The organism is Paenibacillus xylanilyticus, from assembly GCF_013359935.1.
GTDB lineage: Bacteria > Bacillota > Bacilli > Paenibacillales > Paenibacillaceae > Paenibacillus > Paenibacillus xylanilyticus.
The window spans coordinates 343,616-366,096 of the sequence record NZ_JABMCB010000190.1 but is presented as its reverse complement, the minus strand read 5'-3'; the positions used below and the strand labels follow the sequence as shown (position 1 = coordinate 366,096).

At 49.9% G+C, this 22,481-nt stretch carries 20 protein-coding genes and 1 pseudogene; 15 read left to right on the top strand and 6 right to left on the bottom strand.

What is annotated here, in order from left to right; genetic code table 11:
• Positions 1-103 precede the first annotated feature (103 nt).
• From HP552_RS18615 to HP552_RS18605, 3 genes and pseudogenes are all read left to right on the top strand, one after another.
• On the top strand, positions 104-259 hold the full coding sequence (locus HP552_RS18615; RefSeq protein ID WP_175396890.1) for a hypothetical protein: 156 nt from the start codon (positions 104-106) through the stop codon (positions 257-259).
• Positions 260-1,353: 1,094 nt separating this feature from the next.
• Positions 1,354-1,791: pseudogene (locus HP552_RS35925) on the top strand (HNH endonuclease); the annotation flags it as partial.
• Between the two features lie 245 nt (positions 1,792-2,036).
• Positions 2,037-2,693 carry a TVP38/TMEM64 family protein gene (locus tag HP552_RS18605; RefSeq protein ID WP_175396889.1) on the top strand — a complete coding sequence of 219 codons (657 nt, stop codon included), beginning with the start codon at positions 2,037-2,039 and terminating at the stop codon, positions 2,691-2,693.
• Positions 2,694-2,826: 133 nt separating this feature from the next.
• On the opposite strand, the gene HP552_RS18600 is transcribed toward HP552_RS18605, so the two are convergent.
• Positions 2,827-3,342: a cupin domain-containing protein gene (locus HP552_RS18600; protein WP_175396888.1), complete on the bottom strand. Its 516-nt coding sequence runs from the start codon at positions 3,340-3,342 to the stop codon at positions 2,827-2,829.
• 151 nt (positions 3,343-3,493) lie between these two features.
• On the opposite strand from HP552_RS18600, the gene HP552_RS18595 reads away from it, so the two are divergent.
• The gene (locus tag HP552_RS18595; RefSeq protein WP_175396887.1) at positions 3,494-4,498 is read left to right on the top strand and encodes an NAD-dependent epimerase/dehydratase family protein; all 1,005 of its coding nucleotides are present in this window, start codon (positions 3,494-3,496) and stop codon (positions 4,496-4,498) included.
• 160 nt (positions 4,499-4,658) lie between these two features.
• Here HP552_RS18595 and HP552_RS18590 read toward each other — a convergent pair whose 3' ends face one another.
• Positions 4,659-4,832 carry a CsbD family protein gene (locus tag HP552_RS18590; protein ID WP_175396886.1) on the bottom strand — a complete coding sequence of 58 codons (174 nt, stop codon included), beginning with the start codon at positions 4,830-4,832 and terminating at the stop codon, positions 4,659-4,661.
• Positions 4,833-5,516: 684 nt separating this feature from the next.
• On the opposite strand from HP552_RS18590, the gene HP552_RS18585 reads away from it, so the two are divergent.
• The 9 genes from HP552_RS18585 to HP552_RS18545 all read left to right on the top strand — a co-directional run bounded on the left by HP552_RS18585 (position 5,517) and on the right by HP552_RS18545 (position 14,614).
• Positions 5,517-5,957 carry a DUF1641 domain-containing protein gene (locus tag HP552_RS18585; RefSeq protein WP_175396885.1) on the top strand — a complete coding sequence of 147 codons (441 nt, stop codon included), beginning with the start codon at positions 5,517-5,519 and terminating at the stop codon, positions 5,955-5,957.
• A 23-nt stretch (positions 5,958-5,980) separates the two neighbouring features.
• A complete protein-coding gene (locus HP552_RS18580) occupies positions 5,981-7,162 on the top strand; it encodes an NAD(P)/FAD-dependent oxidoreductase (RefSeq protein ID WP_175396884.1) in 1,182 nt (393 codons plus the stop codon).
• Between the two features lie 309 nt (positions 7,163-7,471).
• Positions 7,472-8,116, top strand: coding sequence for an SDR family oxidoreductase (locus HP552_RS18575; protein WP_175396883.1), 645 nt, complete (start codon positions 7,472-7,474; stop codon positions 8,114-8,116).
• A 49-nt stretch (positions 8,117-8,165) separates the two neighbouring features.
• Positions 8,166-8,912, top strand: coding sequence for a response regulator transcription factor (locus HP552_RS18570; RefSeq protein WP_175396882.1), 747 nt, complete (start codon positions 8,166-8,168; stop codon positions 8,910-8,912).
• The gene (locus HP552_RS18565; RefSeq protein ID WP_175396881.1) at positions 8,909-10,297 is read left to right on the top strand and encodes a sensor histidine kinase; all 1,389 of its coding nucleotides are present in this window, start codon (positions 8,909-8,911) and stop codon (positions 10,295-10,297) included. Before HP552_RS18570 ends, HP552_RS18565 begins: the two co-directional genes overlap by 4 nt.
• 76 nt (positions 10,298-10,373) lie before the next feature.
• The gene (locus tag HP552_RS18560; protein ID WP_175396880.1) at positions 10,374-11,165 is read left to right on the top strand and encodes a PepSY domain-containing protein; all 792 of its coding nucleotides are present in this window, start codon (positions 10,374-10,376) and stop codon (positions 11,163-11,165) included.
• 135 nt (positions 11,166-11,300) lie between these two features.
• Positions 11,301-11,933, top strand: a complete 633-nt coding sequence (locus HP552_RS18555) for a PepSY domain-containing protein (protein ID WP_175396879.1) — start codon at positions 11,301-11,303, stop codon at positions 11,931-11,933.
• A 235-nt stretch (positions 11,934-12,168) separates the two neighbouring features.
• Entirely contained in the window at positions 12,169-12,954 is a 786-nt protein-coding gene (locus HP552_RS18550) for an ABC transporter ATP-binding protein (RefSeq protein ID WP_175396878.1), read from the top strand.
• Between the two features lies 1 nt (position 12,955).
• Positions 12,956-14,614 carry a hypothetical protein gene (locus HP552_RS18545; protein ID WP_175396877.1) on the top strand — a complete coding sequence of 553 codons (1,659 nt, stop codon included), beginning with the start codon at positions 12,956-12,958 and terminating at the stop codon, positions 14,612-14,614.
• Between the two features lie 210 nt (positions 14,615-14,824).
• On the opposite strand, the gene HP552_RS35420 is transcribed toward HP552_RS18545, so the two are convergent.
• Complete coding sequence (locus tag HP552_RS35420; RefSeq protein ID WP_281366089.1) at positions 14,825-16,012, bottom strand: Leu/Phe/Val dehydrogenase; 1,188 nt, start codon at positions 16,010-16,012, stop codon at positions 14,825-14,827.
• A 315-nt stretch (positions 16,013-16,327) separates the two neighbouring features.
• On the opposite strand from HP552_RS35420, the gene HP552_RS18535 reads away from it, so the two are divergent.
• Positions 16,328-16,843 carry a DUF2179 domain-containing protein gene (locus tag HP552_RS18535; RefSeq protein WP_175396876.1) on the top strand — a complete coding sequence of 172 codons (516 nt, stop codon included), beginning with the start codon at positions 16,328-16,330 and terminating at the stop codon, positions 16,841-16,843.
• Between the two features lie 283 nt (positions 16,844-17,126).
• Positions 17,127-18,554 carry a pectate lyase family protein gene (locus tag HP552_RS18530; RefSeq protein ID WP_175396875.1) on the top strand — a complete coding sequence of 476 codons (1,428 nt, stop codon included), beginning with the start codon at positions 17,127-17,129 and terminating at the stop codon, positions 18,552-18,554.
• Positions 18,555-18,710: 156 nt separating this feature from the next.
• Here the strand turns inward: HP552_RS18530 and HP552_RS18525 are convergent, their stop codons facing one another.
• From HP552_RS18525 to HP552_RS18515, 3 genes are all read right to left on the bottom strand, one after another.
• A complete protein-coding gene (locus HP552_RS18525; RefSeq protein WP_175396874.1) occupies positions 18,711-19,724 on the bottom strand; it encodes a substrate-binding domain-containing protein in 1,014 nt (337 codons plus the stop codon).
• A gap of 180 nt (positions 19,725-19,904) precedes the next feature.
• A complete protein-coding gene (locus HP552_RS18520) occupies positions 19,905-21,089 on the bottom strand; it encodes a glycoside hydrolase family 130 protein (protein WP_175396873.1) in 1,185 nt (394 codons plus the stop codon).
• A gap of 2 nt (positions 21,090-21,091) precedes the next feature.
• Positions 21,092-22,264, bottom strand: a complete 1,173-nt coding sequence (locus HP552_RS18515) for an AGE family epimerase/isomerase (RefSeq protein WP_175397082.1) — start codon at positions 22,262-22,264, stop codon at positions 21,092-21,094.
• Positions 22,265-22,481: the final 217 nt, after the last annotated feature.

Sequence of the window (22,481 nt, the reverse complement as noted above, 5' to 3'; positions counted from 1 at the left end):
GGGGATAACAGCGATCGGAAGGTTATTCTGACAGCGTAGTGTATAGTGAAAATTCATTTGTTCAACAGGTAGAGACTTTAAGAACAGGATCAAGGTGAGAAGAATGACAACATGTGAACAATGCGGGAAACCGATGCAAGATATATTGGAATATGTGGAACACATCCTTCACGAATGCAGCGGGCAGACACCCGAGTACAATACGGATGGCTATCAGGCGCAGACACAGGGGTATGAGTGCGTCCGCGAGCAGATGTGATACAATAGAAAGAAACCGGATTCATACGGAACCGAGGTGACAACATGGAGACGGGCTCGGCCCCTTTCCGGCAGGGAATGACGGAACATGAAGCGCAACAGACCAAGACATGCATGTATTGCGGGCAAAAGCGTCCGTTGTCCGAATTCCGGCGCAGAACCGGAAAGAGGGCGGGTCCCGGATCCAGACGAGGGGCTTGTCGCCTTTGCCGTCAGCGAGGTGGACAGGTTAACGGCCACGACATCTCAGAGCAGCAGAATCAGAGTCAGCCCATTCGGACACAGAGACTGAAAACAGAGCCGGGCGGAGCAGTTGTAACCCCGGCAAGCAAAGTGGTAACTACTGAGGCTGTTGTTACACAGGATATGAAGGCTAAATCGTTATCTTCAGATACCCCGGAACCTTCTTCAGGGAGTCGGAAGAAAAGAAGAAGGAGACGAAAAGCCAAGCCGCAGGAGGCACAGCCAGGCCTTGAGCAATCTGAGCAGATCACGGAGGCAAGAATGGAACGTCAGGCGGGACGTGATCCGGATGTGGCTGTGCACACGAGTCCAAGTGTGCGTGCTAACCAGACCGACGCACAGGCGACTGCGGCGGTTAATGGGGATTTGCTGCCGGAAGCTCCGCAGGACGCGGCAGCGGGAACAGCGGATGCGGGTCAGCAGACCGCAGCCGGGCGCAAACGCAAGCGGCGCCGCAAGCGCTCGGCGCCGCCCACCGCTGGCACTGGACCGGACCGCATCACGGTCAAGTCCGATGTGCCAGCGGTGGGCGACCGTGGGGCTGCCGCTGCTGTCGACATGCCTTTGGCGGCAGCAGCACAGCCTGCCGCCCCGGGGCTGGATCCCGGCCAAGCAGCACATGCTGTGGCCGGGACAGCCGGTTCTGCCCCCAAGCGGCCGCAAGGTCCGCAGGGGGCCAAGACGCGGCCTGTGCGCACGGAGCGTGTGCATTCAGCCGATGGTGAAGACACTGCCCGGGCCACGACATCCGGGCACCGGCCCAACTCCCACCACGCCCGCAGCCGCAGCGCGGGTGCAGATGGCCGGCCGCGCCGCCAGACTTCGGCAGTGCCGGTACCCATTGATCCAGAAGACCCGTCATCACTTCGTACTAACAGACAGGGGATGGTACGGATGCGCGGCAAAACGGACAAGGGGCGCCGCTGGCATCAGGAGGTTGACCTGGAACTTGCGGTCACGCTGGTCAAGGAAAAAGCCGCGGTTGTCGTCAATCGGTACACGATTCGCCGATTATTCAGCAACAAGGATTTTAAACGATATATTATGACCCGGGATCGGTTTACCTGCTACTTCTGTGGATCGTATGGGGATACGATTGATCATCTTCTGCCCCGGGCCAAAGGCGGACATACAACCCCGCTGAACTGTGTATGTGCCTGCAATCTGTGCAACCAGTCCAAAGCCGCAATGGATGCAGATGAGTTCATGCGGTCTGGCATACCGGAATGGAATGCGGCTCATCAGGAGGAATTGAACGAGCAGGAGATGCAGGAAGCTCAGCTGGAATAGGTTAATATCATTTCTCTTCTCCAACGAAGGGGATATTGAATAAAGAGAGCACATCACGACTGTACAGGTCAGGATGTGCTCTTGGTGTTTTGATCTCAACTGTGAATATTTCTTCAAATTAACAACGGTCTGCAGGGGATTCGTACGTTATACTGTGAGAAGAAGATGAACCGTACTCGGATGGTCTGAGTGCTGATAGATTTACGATAGATACGGATTAAGACTGAAAAGATTGGAGGATGCACATGACCCCGGTACCTCTGGACATAATGTCCTATATTACGGAAGAGAATATTCGATATTGGCTGGAGCAGTTTCGTTCCCTGGGGCCGCTGCCGGGGATATTGCTTACGTTCATGAAGTCCTTCATACCTCCGCTGCCGACCCTGCTGATCGTGGGAGTTAACGGTGCGGTGTACGGACTGTGGGCAGGATTTTTATACTCGTGGATTGGAATGGTGCTGGGCTGCACCCTGACATTCCTGCTGGTGCGAGAGATTGGAAAATCAGCCTTTGTGGAGCGATGGGCGAGCAAACCTCGTGTTCAGCGGAGCATGGTATGGATTCGGCGGAATGCCTTCAGTTATGTATTTTTGCTGAGCATCTTTCCGGTTGGTCCGTTCGTCATTATTAATGTGGCAGCAGGCATAGCCCGGATGAGACTGATGTCTTTCCTGGTGGCAGTAGGTTTCGGCAAAGCCATCATGATTTTCTGTGTAACGTATATTGGCTCCAATGTGGCACAATTCCTGGAGCACCCGGTACGATGGGGAGGCGTATTGCTGTTTATCGCGGTATCCCTGTGGGCCAGTCGGAAGCTGGAGAGACACTTTACCCGTTCATCGGCACAGGAGGAACTGAACGATTCCAATCAGCCTTCGGGAAACTCCATCTCTTCCTGAAAATGAAGGGCAGCAAAACACACGATGCGGTTCTACGGCATCCGGTTACGCGCATAATCTAAACAGACTGTCATCGAGGGTCTCGTTAACAGTCTGTTTTTCTTTTTGAACGACTCATATACGACTTTACCTCTTATTTTCTCTTGTTCCACAATTCCAACAAAGGCCCCTCATTCCCATAGACCGGATCGGTACCAGGAATCGGCACATCCCGAATTTCCCGAAGTACCTCTGGCCGTTCACCAGGTTCACCTGTACGTGTATTGTAGTCCGTGCCACCAGGATAGGCGCCCGCAATTCGGAAATCAGGGCTGGCCTCCAGCCGTTTATGTCCGGTTCCTGCAGGAAGCACAACAACGTCTCCCGTTTGCAAATAGACTCGCTGTCCTTTCTCCCCACCCAAAACAAGCTGCACGAAACCGCTTACCACAGCAAGTGCTTCATGTGCATTACTGTGATAATGATGATAATCAAACACACCATTAAGCCAGCTGTTTCCCCAACCATTTCGGTTCAGCCGTGACTCTGCTCGGGACGGGTCTTTTGCCCATATCCCCTTATACAGGAGAACTGGCAGGTTTGGGTGATTGGGAATCACACCATCATCCTTAAAAAATAACGTCTCTATGTTCTCTTTTCGTTCATTCATTATAATCACCTCTCTATACATTACCCGTTCAGGAGAAAGAGAATAAAAAAATGATTGGAAAATGATACAAAACGTATCGTATTAAGGGTATACTTTGTACATACGCTCAACTCATGAGCCCGCCTGAGTAAATTCAAGGAGGAATGGTTTAGTGAACATTGTCATTACAGGGGCTTCCGGATTTGTGGGATTCAATCTTTCTCATTATTTGGCGCAAAAAGGACATCGCATTACCCTGATTGACAGGGATGACTATTGTCAAAGACTTGTTCACAGCTCTCCACTGCATGAGATGACCTTCACCTGTTGTAACCTCGCGTCAGATCAATTCAGCTTGCCGCACGGAACAGATTATATTATCCACCTGGCCGCCATGCCGCATGTCGATTATTCCTACCATCATCCAGGAGAAGTGTTTCGTAACAACACACTGAGCACGCAGGCCATTTTGCAATATGCTGCCGATCATCGTATTCCAGTTGTACTGGCCTCCTCGGTAGAGGTATACGGAGGGGAGTTTGGCAGAGTTTACTCCGAATCAGATGTGTATGCCCCGGTATCGCCCTATTCTGCATCCAAAGTAGCCTGTGAGACGCTGGCTCATTCCTATGCCCAATGTTACAACCTTCCTGTTAAAATCTTTCGCCTGACCAACCTTTATGGTCCATGGCAGCTGCCTGACCGGATTATTCCACGCAATTATGGACGGATGATGGATGGCTTGCGTCTGGATATCCAGGGATCGGCTGTACGTGACTTTCTGTATATTGATGATGCACTAAAAGCCATCGAACAGATCATGCTGCATGGACAAGATCGACATACCTATAACATCTCCACAGGTCAAGGTACAACGATGCAGGAGATCGGCCAGCTGCTGCAATCCCTGCAGCGCTCGACAACGGGAGCTGTAGAGATCCGTCATCAGGAGCCGACACAATCCAGAGGTTCCAGTTTAGTGATTCATTCGGGCAAATTAAGAGAAGAATTGGGATGGAGACCGCAGGTTACGTTGGAGCAGGGTTTGGAAAAAACATACCGATGGTATCAGGAACATCCGGATTGGGTGCGTCAGTTCAGCAGGCATTATCAAACGTCACGAGGAAGCCATGATTTCATTGTTGATATGGCGAGGTATATGGTGCCGACTGTCTGATGCGAGCCAAAAAAAGCCAGGGAAGGGTGATTGGAATAACACCTTCCTTGGCTTTTTTGTGCCCCCGTATGACAGCAAGCTCATGCGGTAAGTCTACGGGTGGATATGCTCTGTTATATATTGCACGATTTGAACGTGCGAAGCATCTTGAACCTTGGTACTAGTGTCGATCTTTCACATCAGCAATTTTGTCTTGAACAGCACCTTTGGCTTTGTCCTTTTTGCCCTCAGCCTGAAGGGATCTGTTATTAGTTGCGTTACCGATCTGATCCTTCACTTCGCCTTTGGCTTTATTCACGCCTGCTTTGAGCTTATCGCTAGTGGAATTACTCATATCGAACATCTCCTTCATTTCTGGTGTAGTCGTTATTAACCGGGTTCCCGGAATTCTAAACGTAACGCAGCCAAAACCGATAGGATATAGGCCTGAATGAAGGTGAACATACATATCGGGAAGAAATGAGCGGAATAGGGAATAAGCCTGCATCACTAGCCGCATAATAACGACAGTGACCAAATTCGTTGCGTGAAACTCATGATTTTGGAAAACAATCCCTAAATGTATGACTGAAAAAATCCTCCCATATGTATTTTTTCGCACATATGGACATATGTGATCTTGTCTTAATACCACATGTGGTAGAAATGAAGATCTTGGTCAGAAGGATAAGCGGTTACATCCTGACTGCGATGCTTGACAAAAAGATCGATTTTGTTACAATGTTCACAATATCTTCACAAGTGTAAAAAATTTCTTTTTCATGTTCATGTGTAAGAGGTGTAATATAAGGGTATAGAGTTCGGTTTCGGCCTGCTTGTCGTTTTGCGTCAACACATGTTGTCCGCAATAGACCCAATACAATACATGATCCGGGAGCGGCCTTTTGGACTTCGCTCTTTCTATTGTGTGAAATTTGGTACATTTCATTGTATCGCTTGTATTCGTGGTTCGGCTCTGCTTGACAGGCATCATGAAAGTCGCGGACTTCTATCCCAAAGTAAAGGAGGACTTTCTCTTATGTCACAATCGCCTACTCAACAAGAGGTGCCAGTTACAGAAGGTGCCAACGAGCGCCAGTCCTTGGACGTGCTCGATCAACTGATGAAGCCTGAGGTACAGGAATCTCTGACCGTTCTGGTGGAAAACCTGCCTAAACTGGCTGAAATGGTCACTGCCATGACCAAAGCATATGACTTTGCACAAAGCGTTGCTACAGACAAAGTTCTGATCAGCGACACAATGAGTGCAATGGGTGAATTCGCTAAACCAGTTGTAGACAAAGCTAAAGGTGTAGCTTCCGCTGCAATTGAAGCCAATGACCGTGCGCAAGCAGAGCAAACTTCGGTTGGCCTGTTCGCTATGCTCAAAATGCTTAAAGATCCAAACGTACAACAAACGCTGCGTTTTGCTCAATCTTTCCTGAGCATCCTGAACGAGCGTCAACAACAGCAACGTTAAGATTAGAAGAACGGAGGATGGATATGTCGAAGCAAATTTTGATCTTGGGCGGAGGTTACGGTGGTCTTTTGACTGCGCTGACTGCGCGTCAATACCTGACACCGGAAGAAGCGACAATTACAGTCGTGAACCGTTACCCTACGCACCAAATTATTACGGAACTGCACCGTCTTGCAGCAGGAAGCATTGCTGAGAAGGCAGTTGCTCTTCCACTTGAAAAATTGCTGCGTGGTAAAAACGTGAACTTAAAAATCGATACGGTGGACACAATCAAGCCGGACGAGAAAAAAGTTCTGATGACCAGCGGCTCCACTTACTCTTATGATGCACTCGTCGTTGCCCTGGGCAGCGAAACGGCATTCTTCGGAATTCCGGGATTGCAGGAGTACAGCTTCACGCTGAAATCCGTTAGTGATGCTAACCGTATTCGTGCACACGTTGAAGCACGTCTGGATGCATACAAACAATCCGGCAACAAAGCAGACGCAACGTTTGTTATTGGCGGCGGCGGTTTGACAGGTATTGAGCTTGTCGGCGAATTCGCAGACCTTCTTCCAGGCGTATGCCAAGAAAAAGGTATCGATTTCAAAGATATCTCCCTGTACACAGTTGAAGCAGGTCCTTCCATCCTGGCAGGATTCCCGCCAGAACTGGTTGACCGTGCAAAATCCAGTCTCGAGAAACGTGGCGTTAACTTCATCGTTGGCGTAGCGATCACGGAGATGAAAGAAAACGAAGTATTGCTGAAAGACGGCAGCTCGATCCCTACGAACACACTCGTATGGACAGGTGGCGTACAAGGTAATGCGGTAGTTGCTAACAGTGGAATTGAAGTGGATCGCGGCCGTGCAAAAGTGACGGAAGTTCTGCAATCCACATCCCACAAAGATGTGTTCGTTGCTGGTGACAGCGCAGTGGTCTTCCCTAGCGAAGGCGCTCGTCCGTACCCACCAACTGCACAACTGGCTTGGCAAATGGGTGAAACCATCGGTCACAACCTGGGCGTAATGTTCAAAGGTGGCGCAATGGAATCCTTCACACCAGTATTCTCCGGTACACTGGGAAGTCTGGGTCGTAAGGATGCTGTCGGCATGATCGGTGGCAACCAGACTCGTCTGAAAGGTCTGCCAGCAACCATGATGAAAGAAGCAAGTAACATTCGTTACCTGTCTCACATCCACGGATTGTTTGCACTGGCTTACTAATTTAGTAGCCATCCATATAAGGGTGCCCCTTGGGGCGCCCTTTTTGCGTTTCTTGCTTCTGCTTCAAGGCAGGGGTGCCGAGATGAATGCCAGCGGAGGCGGAGTTAACAGGCAGGTATAGACAGTACAGGATGTATGGTATATTAAGAAGTATATTAATTGAATGTTCTTGCGCGGGCGATGCGCTGGACGGATTGGACAACAGCAGCCGGCGCTTAGAAGCGTCGGCTTTCGTTTAAATTAAAGACAAGTCCAGGACAGAATTTAAATCAAACGGGGATGCCCCGTTTAACCGAGAGGAGCATGACAATGAAAGTATTGGTTATTGGAGCAAACGGACAAATTGGCAAAGTTTTAGTGGAACTGCTGGCCCGGGAAGGCAAGCATCAGGTGACGGCGATGATTCGCAAACCGGAACAGGCGGATGCATTGAAAGAGCGGGGTGCAAATGTGGTCATCGGCGATCTGGAGGGCAGTGTGGACGAGCTGGCCGAGGCAATGAAAGATCATAATGCAATTGTATTTACAGCCGGTTCCGGTGGCTCTACAGGTGCAGACAAGACACTTCTAATTGACCTCGACGGCGCTGTAAAAACAATGGAGGCCGCACAGCAGCAGGGCATTTCCAGGTACATTCTGGTCAGTGCGTTTGGTGCGGATCGGCGGGAGAAATGGTCGGATGCCATTAAGCCGTATTATGTGGCGAAGCATTATGCAGATCGTGCTTTGTTTGCGAGCGAGCTGAATTATACGATTATTCGTCCAGGCGGCTTGAAAAACGAACCGGGAACAGGCAAAATCGCCGTAGGAACAGATTTGAAACCAGGCAGCATCTCACGTGAGGATGTAGCTCGCGTTATCGCTGCCTCCTTGCAGGAAGAGAAGACGTATCGAATGGCTTTTGATTTGATTGCCGGGGATGACTTCGTGGAGGATGCATTGGGCAAATTGTAGACTCTATTGTAATATATCCGGGGGAGAATGGAATGAGGGGGAACGCTGTATGAATGAAGCCGTGCTGGTAATTGAAGATGAGCCCAAAATCGCACGCCTGCTTGAGCTTGAGTTGCAGTATGAGGGATATCAGGTAGGCAAGGCGGAGAGTGGCACGGAAGGGCTGGAAATGTACAATGATGGCCAGTGGGATCTGATTTTGTTGGATATTATGCTTCCAGGTTTGAGCGGAATTGAGGTATTACGGCGAATTCGTGCCAAGGATGCCATGGTACCCATCCTGATGCTGACAGCGAAGGATTCTGTCGAGGACAAGGTATCCGGACTCGACCTCGGTGCCAACGACTACATTACCAAGCCCTTCCGAATTGAAGAACTGCTTGCCAGGGTGCGAGCAGCGCTAAGGTTGAGTGCTGCCGCCGCGGCTTCTTTATCCGGGGTTTCACCGCATGCCACGCACGAATCATCAGGCCATGCGAATGAAGACGAAACAGGCTGGCTAACGGCCGCTGGATTAAAATTGAATGAGGGTACTCGTGAGGTATCACGAGATGGTACACCGATTGAGCTTACTCCGCGTGAGTTTGATCTGCTGGTCTATCTGCTTCAAAATCAGCGTCAAGTATTAAGTCGTGACCAGATTGTACAGGCGGTTTGGGGTTACGATTATTATGGAGATACCAATGTGGTGGATGTGTATATCCGTTATGTGCGCAAAAAAGTAGATAACGGATTCAATCCACCCTTAATACATACGGTTCGGGGTGTGGGATACGTCCTGAAGGAGCAATCATGAGCCTGCGCAGCAAAATCTACGGATACTCCTCGGTATTGTTTGCCGTGCTGCTCATTGCTGTGAACCTCTCGGTATACATCGTGTTCGAACGTATCTCGCTGGATAACGAGATCAAACGGGTGGAAGCTGAGGCTGCTGCCATTGTAACGGGAGTACGCGATTCTGCCGAATCCATTCCACCGGACGACCTGCTGCGTGCCTATGCACCAGTGGAAGGAATGCTCCGTATTGTCAATGAGGACGGCACCAGCTCTGATCCGGTAACGACCGCAGCAGAACCTCAGTTGAACGTGACGCTGAGCAAGCTGCCATACAAGTATGAGAGTCAGAAGAAATCGGAATATAACCGGCTTGGACAGGTCGATTATGTATGGGTATCCGTGCCGGTGATCTGGCCTGACGGTGAAGTGGTGAATGTGCAAGTCACCGAAAGTATTGCAGATACCGAGAATGGCTTATCGGTGCTGCGTACAGTCCTTGTTGCCGTGACGATCATCGCGCTAATCCCTGCCATTATCTCCAGCTGGATTCTGGCCAACCGGATGACAAGGCCCATTCAGCAGATGACACGTACGATGAGTGATATCCAGTCAAGCGGTCAGTTCAAGCGGCTTCCGCTAGCAGCCCAGTCCAAGGATGAGCTGAGTACGATGGGTCAGACGTTCAACCGCATGATGGATTTGCTGGAATCCAACTTCGAGCGCCAGGAGCGTTTTGTATCAGATGCCTCACACGAGCTTAAAACACCGCTGACCATCATCGAAAGTTATGCCAGTCTGCTGCAGCGACGAGGCAAGGAGCGGCCGGAGGTGTTTGATGAAGCCGTAGAAGCAATATTGTCCGAATCGGTCCGCATGCGGGAGATGACGGAACAGCTGCTCCTGCTGGCGAAGCAGCCAGAGCAGTGGAATGTGCAGCTGGAACGGGTAGATATCACACGGCTTGCCCAGGAATCGACTCGTGCGTTTCGCGAAGCATACCACCGTGAGGTTTATTGTGATGATCCGGGCAGTATATGGGCGATCAGCGATGAGAGTAAGCTGAAGCAGATGCTGTTTATTTTGCTGGACAATGCCCGTAAATATAGTGAAGCTGCCATTGAGGTCAGACTAGAATCCATAGGGCAGGAATGCCGGATACGCATTGTGGATTCAGGGATCGGAATGCGGGAGGAAGAGCTGTCGAAAGTCTTTGACCGTTTCTACCGTGTTGATCCGGCTAGGACACGCAGCGGAGGAGCAAGTGGTTCCGGCTTGGGATTGTCTCTGGCGAAGGACATCGCGGGGGCTATAGGGGCACGTGTTGAACTGACCAGCACCGAGGGGATCGGAACCGAGGCTTCGATTATTTTGCCATTATCCGTTCATACCGCTCCATTCTCATGAAATTCTCATTCTTCTCTTATATACTGATGGCAAGAGTATTTCGGGAGTAGATGAACGTGTGAAAGGAGGAGCCCGATTGGAAAAATCACAGATGCCACCGGAAATGAAACGAGAACAGCAGAAGTCCAAAAGGAGTTCACGGCGTCCATTATGGTGGGGAGCAGGTCTTGTGGCTGTACTGCTTGTGATCATCGTTGGCTGGTGGAAACCATGGCAGTCAGGCCATGTTATGCTGAGTGCAGATGCAGCCGCGCAAGCAGTTTTGGAGCAATACCCCGGAGAAATTGTGAATTCCACATTGAAGGATGGCACATATATCATGCAGCTCCGTTCCGAAACGGGGCTGTACGATGTACAACTGGATGCTGAAACGGCTACAGTCAGTGCCATTAAACGACTGGAATCCAATCCGCAAGCGGAAGAAAAAACATTGCTCAGCCGGGAGCAAATCAAGACAGAGCTGCTCAAGCAAACAAATGAGCAGCTGGTCTCACTGGAGCTGGTGGAGCAGCAGGGGAGCCCGGTGTATCTGGCTGTTCTGAAAATGAAAGACAACAGCCGTGAGCAATGGACGGTTGATCCATATAACGGGGAGAAGCAATCTTCCAAAACGTTGGACACACCCGCCTCGGAACCGGCAAAAGAGGACGATCCGCCCCGGTTTCTAAGCGAAAAGGAAGCTGAGCAAAAGGCGCTTGCCAGGGTGCCTGGGGAAGTGGATGACACCGAACTTCGTGGAACGAATAGTGGAAATCCGTATTATCTGGTGGAGATTGATCTGGAGGATGGCCGAGAGGCCATCGTGCAGGTGAACGCGATCTCGGGCGCAATCCGGTCCGTGACCTGGGATGAGGACGAAGAAGATTAAACGGATAAATAGAATAATGTGAATGTTCTACTCATTTTCTCATCAAATTCTAATCTGACTCTCGCTGATCTCTCATCCGCAGGGGTTATTCTATACCTGTAGACAAGAACGAGAAAAACAACGAGGAGATGAATAATGATGATGAACAAACACAAACTATGGATTGGCAGCCTTTCGGCAGCGGTGCTTCTTGGAGGATCAGCGGTAGCAGCAAGCGGCAGTGTAAACGGACAATCGGTGGAAACTACGTCAACATCGACTTCGCAGTCGGTCACGCAGAGCAGCACAGGCAAATTGCTGACTGGAGCACAAGCAAAAGCGGCAGCCCTGAAAGCAGCGGAAGGTAAAGTGGATGACATCGATCTGGAACGCAGAAACGGCCAAACCTACTACGAGGTCGAGATCGACAGAAAAGGAAGCAATGATGTCGTGGTTCGTCTGGATGCATACACAGGCAAGATCCTGGCGGTTGTGGATGATGAAGACTATGATGACGATGATGATTATAATTACAATGGCTCTGCCAAGGCCCCTTCTTCCAGCCAATCTGCTGCGAAACAGGTTAAACTGACAGAAGCACAAGCTTCTGCCATTGCCCTGAAACAAGTGACTGGTGGGAAAGTAACCGAAATTGAGCTTGACCATGATGACGGCCGGTATGTGTATGAGATCGAGATCAGAACCGCGGATGGCGAGGCTGACGTGGACGTGGATGCCAATACAGGTAAAGTGCTGTCCTTTGACCAAGATTTTGATGATGAGGATTAAGTAATAAAGCTGGATAAACACACGTTTGAACCAATATAAGTAGGCATGCTCCTATACCATAAGAGGGTACAATCTAGAATCAGAGCATGCACACGGTAGAGGCGCTTCCCATGAAGCGTCTTTTTGCTTTTTTTTCTGCTGTCTGGTACACAAATTACATATTCGGGCACCGCCTAAACTGTGGTAAACTAGTAGAATTATAGAAATGGATTGTGACAGGAGGCGGGATAACGAAGTGAGCGAAGAACAAGTACTGTCCATTGAAGGCTTGCGTATGCGATATAACGGACGCTATGTCCTGAACGGAATCGATCTTGAGGTGAATCGGGGAGAGATGATCGGGTATATCGGTCCGAATGGAGCCGGCAAAAGTACCACCGTCAAGATCCTGCTTGGGCTGGTTGAAGGATATGTAGGCAAGGTTCACATCTTTGGCAAGGATATTGCAGATGGCGATGTGGAATATAAACGCAGAATCGGTTATGTGCCGGAAGTGGCAGAGCTGTATGAACAACTAACGCCTGCAGAATATCTGACATTCATTGGAGAATTATATGGCCTGTCCTACGACGATGCCGATTACAAGGCCAAGCAGCTGATGGATTGTTTTGGACTCGAAAAATCCTATCACTCCCGAATTGCAACCTTCTCGAAGGGGATGCGCCAAAAGGTATTGCTCGTCTCCGCATTGCTGCATGACCCGGATCTGTTGTTTCTGGATGAACCGCTCAGCGGACTGGATGCCAACAGTGTGATGGTGGTCAAGGAGATTTTGTCACAGCTGTCCGCTAAAGGTACAACCATCTTCTATTCCTCACACATCATGGACGTGGTCGAGAAGATCAGCAGCCGAATCATCCTGATCGCGGAAGGCAGGGTATTGGCTGATGGATCGTTTAAGCAGCTGCAGCAGCAGTCCATGGAAGGCACGCTCGAAGAAGTGTTCAACCAATTGACAGGTTTTAATGAGCATAAGGCGATTGCTGAACGCTTTGTGTCGATTGTGCAGGAGGTGTACTGATATGGCGGAATCCTCCGAATTCCGTACGCTGAAGATTCTGGATCGTTTCCGACATGTCATTGCCAGGACAGGGGCAGATTATGATGTGCTGCGGCTTATTTTGCGGGTAAAATTCCAAATGGATCAGCGCAGGGTACCGACTGTATTGTCTGCACGCAGCGGTAACAAGGAGCAAAAAGAAGGAAACCTGTATCTTCGCTCCTTGTGGTTATACGGACTGATGGGTTTGATTTTGGTACCTTTTATCGTCTGGGATACCGGTCACTATATGCTCCAGATGAGTCTGGTCACCGCAGTGCTGATGTTTATCATCATGACGTCCATGATTTCGGACTTTTCGTCCGTGCTGCTGGACATCCGTGATCGAAATATTATTATGACCAAACCGGTGAATGGACGCACCGTTGGTATGGCTCGTGCCATTCACGCCGGGGTTTATCTGCTGCTGTTAACAGGTTCCCTGTCGGCTGCACCGCTAATTGCGGGATTGATTACATACGGCATCGTTTTTTTTCTTATTTTTATCGTAGAACTCATTCTGATCAATATGTTCATTCTGGTGACCACATCTCTGGTCTACCTGTTCATGATGAAATTTCTCGATGGAGAAAAGCTGAAAGACATGATCAATATGGTACAGATTCTGTTATCCGTTGGAATTGCTGTTGGATACCAACTGGTTGCACGCTCGTTCAGTATCATTAATTTTGACATGGTCTTCACACCTGCCTGGTGGCAGCTGCTGCTCCCTCCTATGTGGTATGCGGCTGTGTATGAATGGCTGTTCGGCGGTGGCGGAGATGCGTGGCTGTATACCTTCAGCGCTCTGGCTGTTGTAGTTCCCATTGTCTGTCTGGGCGTGTATGTGAAGCTAATGCCGTCCTTTGAATTGTATTTGGAGAAAATGACCTATTCAGGCTCCACTTCAGGACGAAGAAAAGGGTTGTGGGATCGTACACTCGCCAAGGTGTTCTGTAGGTCGGGGGAGGAGCAGGCCTGCTTCCGGTTGTCAGCGAGTATGATGCGGAATGAACGGGAATTCAAGCTTAAGGTGTATCCATCCATTGGCTTATCCTTTGTTTTGCCTTATGTGTTCTGGTTCACCGAATTGCAGTCATCCTCGTGGGCGGAGCTGAAAGAAAGCTCGTTTTTTTACACGCTGTATATCATGCTGATCCTGGTTGTATCGGTAGTCATTATGCTTAAGTATTCTGGCCAATACAAGGCGTTCTGGACGTTCCGGGCGGCGCCAGTTGCAATTGAGAATGTATTATATAAAGGTGCCTTGAAGGCATTTTTATGCAATATGTTTTTGCCCGTGTTTCTGCTGAATGCCCTCGTGTTTGCCTGGACATTTGGGCTGCGGATTCTGCCTGATCTGGCCGTGATTCTGCTGGTGGCTACTGCCCTGATTCCGATAACAGGCAAACTTTTATTGCGTAAACCGCCGTTCTCCCTATCCTTTAGCATTGCCCAGCAAAGTGATGGATGGTTCGTTTTTGCCGCCTTCCCGGTGCTTGCCTTATTATGGGGGATACATGTTTTCTTCCGTACGCTTCCTGGAGGCGTTTGGATCTTCGGGGGGCTTCTGATTGTGGCGAATGTTTTGCTCTGGACCATGTTATTCCGGGTCAAGCGGGTACAAGAAGTACAGGTCTGAAGGAAATAAGAAATATAGAAGGAAAACAAACAACACACACAGCAAGCTAGAGTAAGATAGAAGGCCAACCTTGTTTACCTCAAACAGGTTGGCTTTTTATAGGTGAACATTATTTATCGCTCGTGTTCTTCATACGGTTCGTTCTTCTTCACGACGGGACAAAGGTGAAAAGTAGCTTCCAGCACGCGCAAAGGGGAAGTTAAATTCAACTTATGGCTGTGCGAGTCTGTCTTCAGCCATCTGGTCTGCGGCATCAGCAGTTGGGATGCTTGATGTGGCAGCTCTTTGGTAGACCTGGGTGAGTGTGTCCGCGATTCCCGCCACTCGCTGGCGGATCTGGTCTGGACCTGCACCCTCGAGCTCGTAGGCGGTGCTGATGATGCCGCCTGCGTTAAGCACATAGTCAGGCGCGTACAGGATGCCCCGCGCCTGCATGCGGCGAACAACCAGCTCCCGCTCGCTGAGCTGGTTGTTCGCCGCCCCGGCAACGATGGAGCAGCGCAGCTCCTCTACCGCTGCCGGGGTCAACACGCCCCCCAGGGCACAGGGGGCGAACACCTTGCAGTCAGCGGCGTGAACATGGGCCGGATCGGCCGGGGTGGCGCCGCTGAACTGCACAAGGGCACGTTGTACACGTTCCGGTACAACGTCTGCCACAATGAGCCGTGCCCCGGCTGCATGCAGGTGACGGCACAGGGCATACCCAACCTTGCCCAGTCCCTGGACGGCAACGGGAATGCCCTGAAGAGAAGGGACACCCTGGTGACGCAGAGAGGTCACAATGCCCGTGTACACCCCATAAGCGGTCATCTCGGCTGTGAAGTCATTCTGAGCGCCCAGCGATCCGGTGGTATCTGTTACATATGTGGTCTCCATCCGGATCTGGTCCATGTCTGCCGCCGTAGTGCCCAGGTCAAGGCCTGTGACATAGCGTCCATTCAGCCGTTCCAGAAATCGTCCCAAAGCACGGAAGATGTCGGCGCGTTGAGAGATATTCGGGTTCATGACCTTACTGCCCGACGGATCAACTCCGGGTACTTGTTTCACTGTCTTAGGGTCTGCAGTGGAATCAGTAGCACGCTTACTGTCTTGGCTGTCTTGATTGCCGCTATCCAAGTTATTGGCCCGCACTGCCGCCGGCATCTCCCAGACCACGGCTTTTCCACCGCCATACGGCAGGTTGGAAACGGCATTTTTGTAGGTCATGCCCTTGGCCAGCTTAATCGCGTCCCGAACGGCTTCTTCCTCCGACGCATACGCCCAACAGCGGCATCCTCCCAGCGCTGGCCCCAGTACGGTGCTGTGGATGGCAATGACAGCTTTCAGTCCGCTGTATGGATCATGACAAAATACGAGTTCTTCCAGGCCTTCACGCTCCATCTCCTGCCATAGCAGCATGGCCCTTCCCCCTTATGTCACCTTGTACCCATCTTGTTGTCTGAGCGTTTGCTCTCCGTTTGCTGACCCTTCATCATATTCATAAAAACCTGGTTTCGCCCCTGGGTCTTCGGCCGGGTTGATAATCGGTACAAACGGTTCTATAATGGCAGTTCCAGCTTGTCATTCGACAGGAATTGCCCAGAGATTTTTATTCGACCGTTTAAAATGACTGTATAAGGTCCAATGATGGAGATATAGAAAAACGTACAGGAAACGGACCGGAGCACGGAAAGTGGGTCCAACCGGTGTGCAGCCAGGAAAGAGGGATTGCTGTTGTTTAAAATATTGTTGTTCATCTTTTTGATCCAGATTGTGTATGTATCGGCTTATACGCTTCGAATGATTCTGACACTGAAAGGTCAGAAATACATCGCTGCGCTGATCAGTATGGGTGAGATCGTGATCTATGTACTGGGGTTGAATCTGGTCCTCCAGTACTTGAAGCAGCCTTCCGCATTGCTCGTTTATGCTGTAGGTTACGGGCTGGGTGTACTGCTCGGTGCCTGGATCGAAGAGAAAATTGCGCTTGGTTACGTTACCGTTAAAGTAATCTGTAATCAGATGGGTGGCAATGTAGCCAATGCACTAAGGGATAAAGGTTACGGTGTCACGGCATGGGTAGGCAGTGGGCGTGACGGAGATCGTTTGGTCATGGAGATTCTTGCGAAACGGAAAAATCAGAAATTGCTCTACCAGACCATTCTGGAACTGGATCCGAAAGCATTTGTTATCACCGTTGAGCCGAAGCAGTTCCATGGTGGGTTCTGGACACGCTCCATCAAAAAATAGGATAAGGCAGGCTTGCAGTGTTGCAGGCCTGTTTTTTTTGTGGGCAGTGTATCGGTTCATTACGAATTCTCCATGTCCCTGGAGTTCCTTTCAGGTTAATTGCGTACGATTTGAGGTTGCATACAGTACACTCCATGCAGCTCCGACAACGGTTATCACGAATGTAAAATAGGGATTATTGTTGTAATCGCTTCCAAGATGTACATTGTGGACATGTCCTTCATGACATGCGCTGGCAGAGATGGACGGACATGCTCATTATAATTCAGGGAGGAATGGTTTCATGAAAAGCAAAATTCGTACATGGTGCAGTGCAGCGCTGGCGCTGACGTTGGGTTTTACCCTACTGTCTGGACCCGCAAGTGTACAGGCAGCGGGCAATGCAGATTACAATCTTACAGGTTTCTCCCAAGGGAACACGGGTGGAGGTACCATCAGCGAATCGGATACGTCCAAGTATAAAAAGGTATACAATGCAACTGATCTGGCTGCGGCTCTGAAAAAGAACTCCGGGGTCAAAGTCGTCGAGATTATGAACGACCTCAACCTGGGATGGAATGAAATACCGAGCACAGCTCAGACATCTCCTTTTGCCAAGCATAATGATGCACTGACTCACCCTGTGTTGAAACAAACGGGCATCAGCAAGCTGACGATCGACAGCTTTAATGGCCTGACCATATTTTCGGCCAACGGGTCCAAGATCAAACATGCAGCCATCAGCATCAAACGCAGTTCTAACGTCATCATCCGCAATCTCGAATTTGATGAGTTATGGGAATGGGATGAAGCAACCAAAGGTGATTACGACAAGAACGACTGGGATTACATTACCCTGGAAGAGAACAGCAATGTATGGATTGATCACTGTACCTTTAATAAAGCTTATGACGGACTTGTCGATTCCAAGAAAGGAACCAGTGGTGTGACCATTTCCTGGTCTCTCTTCAAAGGGGATGACGGCAGCGCGAACAGCTGGGTTACCCAGCAGATCAACGAGTTGGAAGCAAACAAGGCTTCCTATCCAATGTACAACTACCTGCGCAGCAGCGCTGTAGGCCTCAGCAAAGCGGACATTATCGCCATTTCGGGACCGCAGAAAAAAGGCCATCTGGTTGGCTCAACCAGCTTCGAGTCAGCTAACGCCAATCTGTCCATGACCCTGCACCATAATTTGTACAAGGATATCCAGGATCGCATGCCGCGTCTGCGCGGAGGGAATGCACACGCCTACAATATCGTGATGGATGCGTCAGGGGCACGTGCGGCCAAATCCAGAATCACTTCGGCGATGGCAACGGCGATTTCGTCCAAAGGATATCATTTTGATATCATCAGTAACGGAGCGATCTCCACCGAAAGCGGTGCAGTGCTGGTCGAAAAATCGGTGATCAAAGACGTACTGTTCCCGGTTCGCAATAACCAGACAGATCCAGCCGATGCAACGTATACCGGTAAAATCCAGGTGACTGACACGATGTATTCTCTGGATGGAAGCTCATTCCGTGGAAACAGTAATACGTCCGGCAGTCCGCTCAGCCCGGTTCCAGCTGCGGTGAAAGCGTTCTCCTGGAATGGATTCTCTTCACTTCCTTACAGCTACACTACAGATGATCCAGCGACGCTGAATGCACGTCTCACCAGTTCAAGCGGAGCAGGTGCAGGCAAATTAACTTGGTCGAAAGACAACTGGCTGAAGACGAGTTACTAGGCTGCAGCAAGAATTGGGTACTGAACCGAGTGGCGAGCGTCTGTGATCAAAAGGGGTCTCTGGCCATTTCATCGCTTTTTCATAAGCAAAGAGTGCTCCTGCAGCCGTATTGGCCGGGAGCACTCTTTTTGTGGAATGAGAAGTCTTAGTTCCTTTTTAGTTAGATGCGGCATCCGAGAGAGCAGGCGCAGCACTTACCGAATCCCGATAAATGATGTTGCCCTTCACGTGTACACGGCCGAAGCTGCGATGCGGATTCTCAATCTTTTTGAGCATGGATTGAACGGCAGTGCGCGCCATCTGTTCAATATCCACTTCAACCGTAGTCAGCTTGGGATCGGAAAGAGTGGCATAGATATCGTTATCGAAACCAACGACCGAGCATTGAAGCGGTACCTGAATGCCCATTGAGGTGAGTTTCTGCACCAGTAGATGAGCAACCTGATCACAGTTGCAGACAAAAGCGGTCGGCAGCTGCTCCGGCAGATCAATCTCAATGAAGGTTCCCCGTTCATCACGGTCGTTGAGAACCAAATCCTGATTCATGGGCAGCCGGTGTTCGAGCAATGATTTGTAGTAACCGAGGAACCGGTCCTGAATGCTGCTCGTGGAATACAGATTCCCGACATAAGCGATGCTCCGGTGTCCCTGCTGTACGAGATAGTTCGTCAGCTCATAAGCGGCATAGAAGTTATCCGTAACGACGGAATCGATCTCGGAATGCTCGTCATAAAAGTCGAGGAACATTTTGGGGACATCCATGGACTGTACCAATTCGATATATTCCTTGCTGATCTGTCCGAGCACGATGAAGCCGTCTACCTTGGAGTCGCTGTACAGCTTGGGCAGTGTTAATTCCTCTTCGTCCTCCACATTCAGAATGTGCAGAATACCGTAGTATCCCTGATCCTCCAGGTGCTTGGTGATGCGCTGGAATACACGTACATAGAACGATTGTGTAGGTCCGGTAAAACGTTCCGGAATGATAACGCCGATATTATGAGTCAAGCCTTCCTTCATCGAACGGGCTGCGGCGTTATACCGATAACCCATCTGAACGGCAAGCACTTTGATTTTTTCCTTCAGTTCGCCACTGACGCCATCTTTGTCATTTAATGCTTTCGAGACCGTCACACTGCTAACCCCGAGCCTGTCGGCGATATCCCGCATGGTGATATTGTTCTTCAGCTTTGGTCGCCTCCTTCAAGCCGGTTTAAGTACAATGTGTTGTCATTATGCTTAGCGTTTACTTAAACATAATAACCATCCATATCAGTATACATCGTTACCAACGTGGAATAAAGAAAATCCGGCTCAAATCATGCAGACGGGGTCATTGGTCGGACAAATTCATGCGAATTGCTTCTGCAAAAGCAGTTCATTTCGTTCGATCAGGTCACCGCGCTGGACAGCACAGTCCAGGGATCGATATGGATCTGCAGGTGTGTTGAAGGTATAGTCAACCAATTTATCAAGGGTAGTTGTGGCTACATGACATCGGGTATCGCTGGACGCGTAATAAATGAAGACCTCATCATTTTCATTGACCACGACCCCATTGCAGAAAATGACATTGGATACATCGCCTACACGCTCATCGTCGTAAGGAGCAATAAAGTGTCCGCCAGGCTTGGCAATGATACGTGCCGGATCATTCAGATCTGTGGCGAACGTGTATAACACATAACGCAGACCAGCTGCGGTGTTCCTTACCCCGTGGGCAATGTGAATCCAGCCCCGTTCCGTCTTGAGCGGAGCGGGCCCCTGTCCATTTTTGACTTCATACACTGTATGATATTTCCGTTCGTCGATAATGGTCTCTTCATGAATAACCGGACTCAGGATATCATCGCACAGACCAAAAGCGATTCCGCCGCCGCTGCCTGTGGAGATGAATCCGTCCTGTGGACGTGTATAGAACGCGTATTTGCCATCAACAAATTCCGGGTGCAGCACGACATTTCGTTGTTGGGGGGAGTTGGTCGTGATGTTGGGCAGACGATCCCAACTGACCAGATCTCGTGTCCGCACAAGTCCTGCTTGTGCCACCGCGCTGGATGTATCAAATGCCGGAGCTTCCGGGTCTTTGCGCTCCGAGCAGTAGATGCCATAGATCCAGCCATCTTCATGCTGAACCAATCGCATATCATACTGATTGGTTTCTTCAGCATCGATATCTTCCCATACTAATGGCTTGCCTGTGAAGCGGAATCCGTCGATGCCATTGTCGCTCTCCGCGAGGGCAAAGATGGATTTGCGATCCAAACCTTCCGTGCGGATGACCATTACGTATTTGCCATTGAAATAGATGGCTCCCGGATTCAACGTGGCGTTAATGCCCAGACGCTCCATAAAATGCGGATTCGTTGTTTCATCCAGATCAAATCTCCAGTGCAGCGGTACATGATGACGTGTGATCACCGGATAACGGTACCGATCATATACACCGTTGTAAAATGAAGGATCGATCTCGTTTTGGCGTGTAAGCAGCTGCTCCTGTTTCTCCAACAATTCATTGTATTTTGGGTGTATCATCGTTATCCCATCCTCTCAATTAGTTCAATGCAGAACCGGCTATTGTGATACGGGCATTTCCAAGGTCCGGCGATTTCACTTTGATCCGGTGTGCCGTTCCCGTCCACCGACCAGTACCATTCCCCGCCGGCGCGGTGATCGATAATATGTTCCTTCGTATACGTCCACAAGCGTTCCACTCTCTCCAGAAACAACGGATCCCCTGTACGCTGATAGGCATTATAGAAGCCGACCATCGCCTCTGCCTGAACCCACCATATCCGTTGCTCATCCACATGATCTCCCTCTTGTTCATTCATCAGGGAGCCATCTGGCTGTACGGCGACATTGGAAATGTTATAGGCAATATCCGTCACCATCGCTGCATACTCCGGGTGCTGCTCCAGTCCAAGCACTTTCAGCGTTTCATCGATCAGCCAGCTGGCTTCAATGTCATGTCCGAATGAGCGCAGATCGATAATGGACTGCCACTGTTTGTTGAAAAATACGCCGAGAAACTTGGTGTCCTTGTCATACACGCGTTCATGCAAAATGCCAAGCAGGCGCTCCAGCGCGGTCTTCACCTGCTGATCCGGCCACACGCGATAGAGCGTGGTGTAGGCTTCCAGCACATGAATATGAGTATTCATCGTATAATCCGCGATCACACCATTTTCGCTCAGCATTTCATTGGGCTGTTCATTCCAGAAGCGATCAAACTGCTCCTTATATGCAGGTAATTCTGCATTCAGGCCTCGATCCTCAATTAGAGCAAAAAGCGTTTTCGCCAGTTCCAGCGCAGAAGCATCCCCGGTTGCACGATAGTACTCACTGAGTGAGTAAACCCCGAAGGACTGCGTGTACACATGTTTACTCGTATCTAGTGGTTCCCCTGTGGCCTCTACCATCCAGTACATGCCCCCGTATTCCTTGTCCATCACATGGTCTGCTAGAAAACGATAGGCGTGCTCGGCGTGCTCGCGCCAGACTTCATTTCCCGTAACCCGATAGGCCGCGGCAAAAGACCATAGTTGACGTGCAGTGGCAATTCCGCCCTTGGGCGCGAGCCGATCTACCTGAAGATCGTTGCCGACCCACCCGTAGAATCCGCCGTGAACAGCGTCTTTGAGGTTGGACCAGAAGGGAAGGATGTGTGTTTCCCAATGTTCCTTTATTTCTGTCTTGACATAAGTCATTTGAGTCATCGTGAGCGCTCCTTCAACATAACAAGAATCATAATTGATTAAGTTATCGGTAACTTTATTAAACAATATTAGTGATCTGAAAAAGCGTTGTCAACGCATCCGGTCACAAAACTTTTTATTAAGTTATAAATAAATCAATTGACAGGTAAGCGTTACCATAATAAAATTCATTTTGTAACTTAATCGATAACTTAAATTAACTTAAGAA

Bases quoted from the DNA above. Each gene is read 5' to 3' on its own strand.
- HP552_RS35420 (WP_281366089.1), bottom strand. From the start codon at position 16,012: ATGCTGCTATGGCAGGAGATGGAGCGTGAAGGCCTGGAAGAACTCGTA.
- HP552_RS18605 (WP_175396889.1), top strand. From the start codon at position 2,037: ATGACCCCGGTACCTCTGGACATAATGTCCTATATTACGGAAGAGAAT.
- HP552_RS18575 (WP_175396883.1), top strand. From the start codon at position 7,472: ATGAAAGTATTGGTTATTGGAGCAAACGGACAAATTGGCAAAGTTTTA.
- HP552_RS18585 (WP_175396885.1), top strand. From the start codon at position 5,517: ATGTCACAATCGCCTACTCAACAAGAGGTGCCAGTTACAGAAGGTGCC.
- HP552_RS18545 (WP_175396877.1), top strand. From the start codon at position 12,956: ATGGCGGAATCCTCCGAATTCCGTACGCTGAAGATTCTGGATCGTTTC.
- HP552_RS18570 (WP_175396882.1), top strand. From the start codon at position 8,166: ATGAATGAAGCCGTGCTGGTAATTGAAGATGAGCCCAAAATCGCACGC.
- HP552_RS18520 (WP_175396873.1), bottom strand. From the start codon at position 21,089: ATGATACACCCAAAATACAATGAATTGTTGGAGAAACAGGAGCAGCTG.
- HP552_RS18615 (WP_175396890.1), top strand. From the start codon at position 104: ATGACAACATGTGAACAATGCGGGAAACCGATGCAAGATATATTGGAA.
- HP552_RS18515 (WP_175397082.1), bottom strand. From the start codon at position 22,264: ATGACTTATGTCAAGACAGAAATAAAGGAACATTGGGAAACACACATC.
- HP552_RS18555 (WP_175396879.1), top strand. From the start codon at position 11,301: ATGATGATGAACAAACACAAACTATGGATTGGCAGCCTTTCGGCAGCG.
- HP552_RS18580 (WP_175396884.1), top strand. From the start codon at position 5,981: ATGTCGAAGCAAATTTTGATCTTGGGCGGAGGTTACGGTGGTCTTTTG.
- HP552_RS18530 (WP_175396875.1), top strand. From the start codon at position 17,127: ATGAAAAGCAAAATTCGTACATGGTGCAGTGCAGCGCTGGCGCTGACG.
- HP552_RS18565 (WP_175396881.1), top strand. From the start codon at position 8,909: ATGAGCCTGCGCAGCAAAATCTACGGATACTCCTCGGTATTGTTTGCC.
- HP552_RS18600 (WP_175396888.1), bottom strand. From the start codon at position 3,342: ATGAATGAACGAAAAGAGAACATAGAGACGTTATTTTTTAAGGATGAT.
- HP552_RS18590 (WP_175396886.1), bottom strand. From the start codon at position 4,832: ATGAGTAATTCCACTAGCGATAAGCTCAAAGCAGGCGTGAATAAAGCC.
- HP552_RS18525 (WP_175396874.1), bottom strand. From the start codon at position 19,724: ATGCGGGATATCGCCGACAGGCTCGGGGTTAGCAGTGTGACGGTCTCG.